5 protein-coding genes are annotated in these 6,106 nt (G+C 64.2%); all 5 read right to left on the minus strand.

Annotation, left to right across the window (positions count from 1 at the left end):
* Nucleotides 1-217 precede the first annotated feature (217 nt).
* On the minus strand, nucleotides 218-424 hold the full coding sequence (locus ACH2EI_RS13520; protein WP_395160386.1) for a hypothetical protein: 207 nt from the start codon (nucleotides 422-424) through the stop codon (nucleotides 218-220).
* 480 nt (nucleotides 425-904) lie between these two features.
* Nucleotides 905-2,584, minus strand: coding sequence for a lipoyl synthase (gene lipA / locus ACH2EI_RS13525; protein WP_395160388.1), 1,680 nt, complete (start codon nucleotides 2,582-2,584; stop codon nucleotides 905-907).
* 32 nt (nucleotides 2,585-2,616) lie between these two features.
* Nucleotides 2,617-4,020 carry a dihydrolipoamide acetyltransferase family protein gene (locus ACH2EI_RS13530; protein ID WP_395160390.1) on the minus strand — a complete coding sequence of 468 codons (1,404 nt, stop codon included), beginning with the start codon at nucleotides 4,018-4,020 and terminating at the stop codon, nucleotides 2,617-2,619.
* A 74-nt stretch (nucleotides 4,021-4,094) separates the two neighbouring features.
* Nucleotides 4,095-5,525: a dihydrolipoyl dehydrogenase gene (lpdA, locus tag ACH2EI_RS13535; protein ID WP_395154134.1), complete on the minus strand. Its 1,431-nt coding sequence runs from the start codon at nucleotides 5,523-5,525 to the stop codon at nucleotides 4,095-4,097.
* Nucleotides 5,526-5,655: 130 nt separating this feature from the next.
* Nucleotides 5,656-6,081, minus strand: a complete 426-nt coding sequence (locus ACH2EI_RS13540) for a hypothetical protein (RefSeq protein WP_395154133.1) — start codon at nucleotides 6,079-6,081, stop codon at nucleotides 5,656-5,658.
* Nucleotides 6,082-6,106 lie beyond the last annotated feature (25 nt).

Below are 6,106 nucleotides of genomic sequence, written 5' to 3' on the forward strand. Positions count from 1 at the left end.
CGGGATGCTTCCAGGGGGCCCAGAGGCATCGCTGACCAGGCGCGACGCGGTCGAGCGAACCAGCGTGACGGCCCATCCGCACGGCGTGCCGCGCCCTTCTCAGGCCAGCAATCAGGTGGCCCTGCGCGGCATCTCTGGCCACAGAAATATCGAAAAAATCTCAGAGAATCTGGCGCAGCCCGACACCTCGCTGCGGCGCAGCCCCGGCCGAACCGCATCACGAGATCCAGCGACCATCAGCAGTCGCGATCGCCATCGCCATCGCCATCGCCATCGCCATCGCCATCGCCATCAGCAGTCGTAATCCCAGTCGTAATCGCAATCGCAATCGCAATGACAGTCGCAATGACAGTCGCAATGACAGTCGAAGTAGGACCGAGCCGATTGCCTGGCGAGTGGGGCGGCGGCGGGCGATGGAAATCATCGTCACAGTGCCGGAAGAACTCGTGTCGCCGTCGTGGACATTCGTACGCAATTCATGGCCGTCAATCGATCGCCGATTGGCCTGGCGTTGCCACTGAGCGTGCTGCCGATTGTCGGTGCCGTCGTCCTGTGGACCATTGCCGCCCGAACCACCGCGGGCGCGATCGGGCCGAATCGCTGGGTCGGGCTACGGACCCGAGCCACGTTGGCGTCGCCTGAAGCCTGGGTCGCGGGGAACAGTGCCGCTCGAGGAGGGCTCCAGACGGCCGCCGTCATTATCGGCTCGCACTGGCTTCGCAGTCGGAGTGCTCGCCCCGACGACGGACCTGCTGCCGTTGATCTTGCCCGTCGGTCTCGCCCTGAGTTTCGGAGCGATCATCCGTGCCTGCATTCGTGGCAATCGCGCCGCGCTGAACGTGAGTTCAGACCTACCACGGAACGAGACATAGCAACAGCCTGCCGCTTGCATCAGTCAACCCGGTCAGAGCGAAATCGACACCGGGACAGCCACCGGGACTGCGACGGCGTCGGACGCCTGTTTGGCGTGGTAGCTGCTGCGGGTCAACGGGCTGGCTTGGACGTGGCCAATGCCGAACGACTCGCCGATCTGCTTCCACCGATCGAACTCGGCGGGGTCGGCGTAGCGGGCGATCGGCAGGTGGTTCGACGTCGGCCGCAGGTATTGACCAATCGTGACGATGTCGACACCGAGGTTGGCGATGTCAGCGAGCAAGCCAACAATCTCGTCATCGGTCTCACCGAGGCCTGCCATGAACCCGGTCTTGGTGATCAAGCCAGCCTTCTTCGCTCGGGCAAGGACGCTGAGCGATCGGGCGTAGCTAGCAGACGGTCGAACGGCCCGCTGCAGCCGGGCGACGGTCTCGACGTTGTGGTTCATCACGTCGGGCCGCGACGCAAACAGCAACTCAAGCGATGCTTCGTCGCCCTTTGCATCAGAGATCAACGTCTCGATGTTCGCGGACGGGCGCCGGAGCCGGATTGCTTCGACACACGCCGCGACGTGGGCCATGCCGCCGTCGGCCAGATCGTCGCGGGCAACCATCGTGAGCACCGCATGATCGAGCGCCATCCGGTCGATCGCCTCAGCGACCCGTGCGGGCTCATCGTCGGCGGGCAGCATCGGCTTGCGCGTGTCGACCAGGCAGAAGCCACAGGCGCGGGTACACCGCTCCCCCAACACCATGAAGGTCGCCGTGCCATCAGACCAGCAATCAGACAGGTTCGGGCAGCCGGCGTCTTCGCACACGGTGATGAGGTCGAGCGAACGAATCGTCTTCTTCAGCTCCAGCACCTCGGGGCCAAGATTGACCTTCGGGCGCAACCAATCAGGCTTACGCGTCTCAATCGACAGCCCGGCAGCAACATCGACACCGGCAGCTTCGAGGCGGCCGGTCGCGCGTGCTGACACGAGTTTTACCTGGTCACCGGGGCCCTCACCCCGTGAGAACGCTGCAAGGTCGCGCCCATCAGCAGCGTGCTTCCAGGCAACGTCCTGACGTTCGACGACACCGCGACCCTCTGCTCCACTCTCGGCATCAGCGTCGGCAGCCCAGCGATCAGCAGCAAGGCGGGCAACGACATCAACGACGTCGGCCAGCGACACGTCGACACCCTCTTCGGCCAGCGACGTGACCGGCTTGTCGCTGATCCCGCACGGCACGATGTGGTCGCGCATGTAGGTGAGGTCGGTCGTGACGTTGAGGGCGAAACCGTGCATGGTCCGCCCCTTCTTCAACCGCACGCCGATCGCACAGATCTTGCGCTCGCGCGCCGTACCCGCATCGAGCCACACACCCGCATAGCCATCAAGTCGGCTCGCATTCGGCACGCCGAGTTCGACTAATACGTCGATGATCAGACCTTCGACACCGCACACGTGCCCGGTTGCCCCGAGCGAGTTATCGACATTCAGAATTGGGTAGCCGACGAGCTGGCCGGGGCCGTGATACGTGATGTCACCACCGCGCTTGGCAGCAATCAACTCGGCACCGACAGCAGCCGGCTCGCACTTCAGGTTGGTGGTGAGATCGGTGGTCCGCCCGTAGGTAAAGACGTGCGGATGCTCGAGGAGCAGCAGGTGTTGGCCGGTGCCGTGTTCGAACAGCGACGTCTGTACCGCGAGCGCTTCGCGATAGGGCACGCTGCCCAACCACCGGACCCGCAGCGGCTGAGTCACAATTCGGTCGACCAATCCTTGGTCTCGAGGATCTCCTTGACCCGCTTCAAGAAGCCGGCCGCATAGGCGCCGTCGAAGGCACGGTGTTCCCAGCTCATTGCCAAATTACCGACGGGATGGATGGCAATTGCTTCGCCGCCATCGGCACCACGAGTGACGACCGGCCTCCGGACGATTGCATCCGTCGAGATGATACCGACCTGCGGCTGGTTGATGATCGGCATCGTGAGCACCGACCCGGCCGAACCGTTGTTGGACAGCGTGAACGTACCGCCAGAGACTTCGTCAGGGGTGAGCTTGCGCTCGCGGGCCCGGTTGGCCAGATCAGAGATTTCGGTGGCGATTGCACCGAGGCGTTTGGTCTCGGCACCACGGAGCACCGGTGCGAGGAGGCCCTCGTAATCCAGGTCGACGGCGATGCCGAGATCGATGTAGTTGTGGATGATCAACTCGTCGTCACCGACGCTCGCGTTGAGGTGCGGGAACTCACGAAGACCGTCGATGACTGCTCGTGAGATGAACGGGAGGTACGTGAGGCTGAAGCCGTGCTGTGCTTTCCAGCTGGCCTTGGCTGCGTTGCGGGTGATGTCGACGTTGGCGAAGTCAACTTCGACGACGCTGAAGGCATGGGGGCTGACTGCCTTACTCATGATCATGTGATCGCCAGTGAGCTGACGAATCTTGGAGAGCCGGATCGACGTGTCGCTGGCACCCGCACCCCCTGCGGGAGCTGATGCCGGTGGAGCGGCGGGAGCCGCAGCTGATGCTTGGGCGGCGGGCGCGGCCGGAGCGGGCGCGGCCGCCGGGGCTGCCTTGCCACCGCCGGCATCGATGTAATCGAGGACGTCGTCGCGGGTGATTCTGCCACCAGGGCCGGTGCCGGGGATCGAGTCGGGATTGAGACTGTTCTCGTTCACCAAACGGCGCACGACCGGCGAAAGCAGGCGGTTGTCGCCGGCCTTTGCCGTCGTTGACTCAGCAACGGGAGCCGGAGCTGCCATCGGCGCTGGGGCCGGCGCTGGTGCGGATGCCGCAGCGGCTGGTGCGGCTGGTGCGGCTGGTGCGGGGGCTGGCGCTGGCTCGGGTGCGGGCGCTGGTGCTGGGGCTGACGCTGGCTCGGGTGCGGGCGCTGGTTGGGCGGCGGGTGCAGCCGGGGCTGCGTCGCCACCGCCGCTGACAACAGCGATCACGGTGCCGACGTCGACAGTCTCGCCCTCTTCGACGCGAATTTCGGTGAGCGTGCCGGAGACCGGCGACGGCACCTCGGTGTCGACCTTGTCGGTCGACACTTCGAACAACGGCTCGTCTTCAGCAACGGCGTCGCCGATCTTCTTGAACCACTGAGTGATGGTGCCCTCGGTAACCGTTTCGCCGAGCTGGGGAAGAATGACGTCTGCCATGGTGAGTCCTTGTTGAAGTGCGGAGAGTGTGTGCGAGTGACGGGCGAGTCGAAGGGCGAATCGGAGAACGGCGCTCAGCCGCTAAAACTGCGGCCAGTGAGCGAGAGCACCGTTTCGCCGAACAGTTCAGAAAGGCTGGGGTGCGGCTGGATGAACTCGGCGATCTCGTCGACCGTTGCTTCCCAGTTCACTGCGAGGTAGCCACCCGACAGCTGCTCAGTGGCCCACGGCCCGACCATGTGGACACCGAGCACTTGGCCCGCCGTGCCGTCGGGGTTCTTCTTGGCAATGACCTTGACGAGGCCTTCGGTCTCACCAATGATCTGGGCCCGGCTATTGAACTTGAAGGAGTGCTTGCCAACGACAACGTCGTAGCCGGCATCTTTTGCCTGCTGCTCGTCGGGGCCCGCCCACGCAACCTCGGGGTGGCAGTAGATCGCCCAGGGGACCCGGTCGTAACGGATCGGCATGGGGCTCTCGCCGAGGAGGTGCTTGATGGTGAGAATCGCTTCGGCGTAGCCGACGTGCGCGAGCTGCGGCGTGTTGATCAGGTCGCCAATGGCGTACACGCCCGGCTCACCGGTTTCGCAGGACTCGTTGACCTGCACGAAGCCACGCTCGTCGACGACGACTGCTGTGCCCTCAAGGCCGAGATGGTCAGCGAGCGGCCGACGACCGACCGACACGACGACGACGTCGACCTCGACCGAGTCGCTCTCACCGTCTTTCGGGCCAAAGGAAACGGTGGTGCCACCTGAATCGTTCGGCTGATGGCCCGTGACCATGATGCCGGTTTTCAAGGCGATCTTCTTCTTCTTGAACGACCGCTCGACGACCTTGGCAACGTCTGTATCGAGGCCCGGCAAGATTTTCGGTGCACCTTCGAGGATGGTGACCTCGGAGCCGAGGTCGGCGAACGTCGATGCGAACTCGCAACCGATGGCGCCGCCACCGATCACTGCGACCCGGCTGGGCACGTAGTCGAGATCGAGTACCTCATCGCTGGTCATGATCGGGCCACCCCGATCGAAGCCCGCAATGGTGCGGGGCACCGATCCGGTGGCGAGGATCACGGCATCGCCGGTGATGATCGCCTTCGAGCCGTCGTTCATCACGACGCCAACCGTGCGGCCTGGGCCGAGCGAGCCCGTACCGTTGAAGACTTCGACTTTGCGGCCCTTACACATCGCGGCGATACCGGCGACGAGGCCGTCGACGATGCCCTGCTTGCGTGCCTGCGTCCGAGCGAAGTCGACGGTGGCCTGTTTGCCTTCTTCATGGCCGGGCGGGTTGATCCCGAACTCAGCTGCATGGTCGACATGACGCTTGACTGCAGCGGTCTCGAGGAACGCCTTGGCCGGAATGCAGCCTCGGTTCAAGCAGGTGCCACCGAGGGCGTCCATCTCGACGAGGGCAACATTGAGCCCCGCCGATGCTCCGTAGAGGGCCGCCGAGTATCCACCCGGACCGCCACCGATTACTACGACGTCAAATTTATCGCTCACGACGTTTACGGTAGCGCTCTTGCAGCGTTCTGTCCGGTACGGCCGGTGGTCAGAGCAACACGTTCACCGAATCGTCTTGAAATATCGGGTGCCTCGCCCCGAGATCTCAGACGCAGCCCAGCCCAGACGCTCAGCCCAGACGCCAGGTCGCTTGTTCTTCGCCGCGCCGCAGCACAAGGACACGGCTCGTCCCTTCGCTGGCGCTGATGTCGAACTCGATGGTGCACGCCAGGGCGGCAACACTGATCGAGCCGCATCGACCGGCGGCTTGCGCGGCGATCGGATCGAGCCGTTGATCACCCGTCACCAGTCGAAAACTGTCGATGCCATTGCTGTCGTCGACTCCACCGATCTCGACCGACACCACGAGCCGCGTGCCAGTAACAGCAGCGGAGACGACGGTGACGTCGACATCGCCGATTGTTGTGGCTGACCCGAGGGCCATCGCTGCAGTCGTCGACTCCTGGTTGGAGAGCTGAAACAGCAGCGCACCGCCGGCAAGCAAGATCATCAATGCGGTGCCCACCGAGAGCAGGAGCAGTGTGCGCGTCTTCATCGCCAGTCAGGCTACGAGCGCTCAC

The sequence above is a fragment of the Ilumatobacter sp. genome, from assembly GCF_041688325.1.
Classification (GTDB): domain Bacteria; phylum Actinomycetota; class Acidimicrobiia; order Acidimicrobiales; family Ilumatobacteraceae; genus Ilumatobacter_A.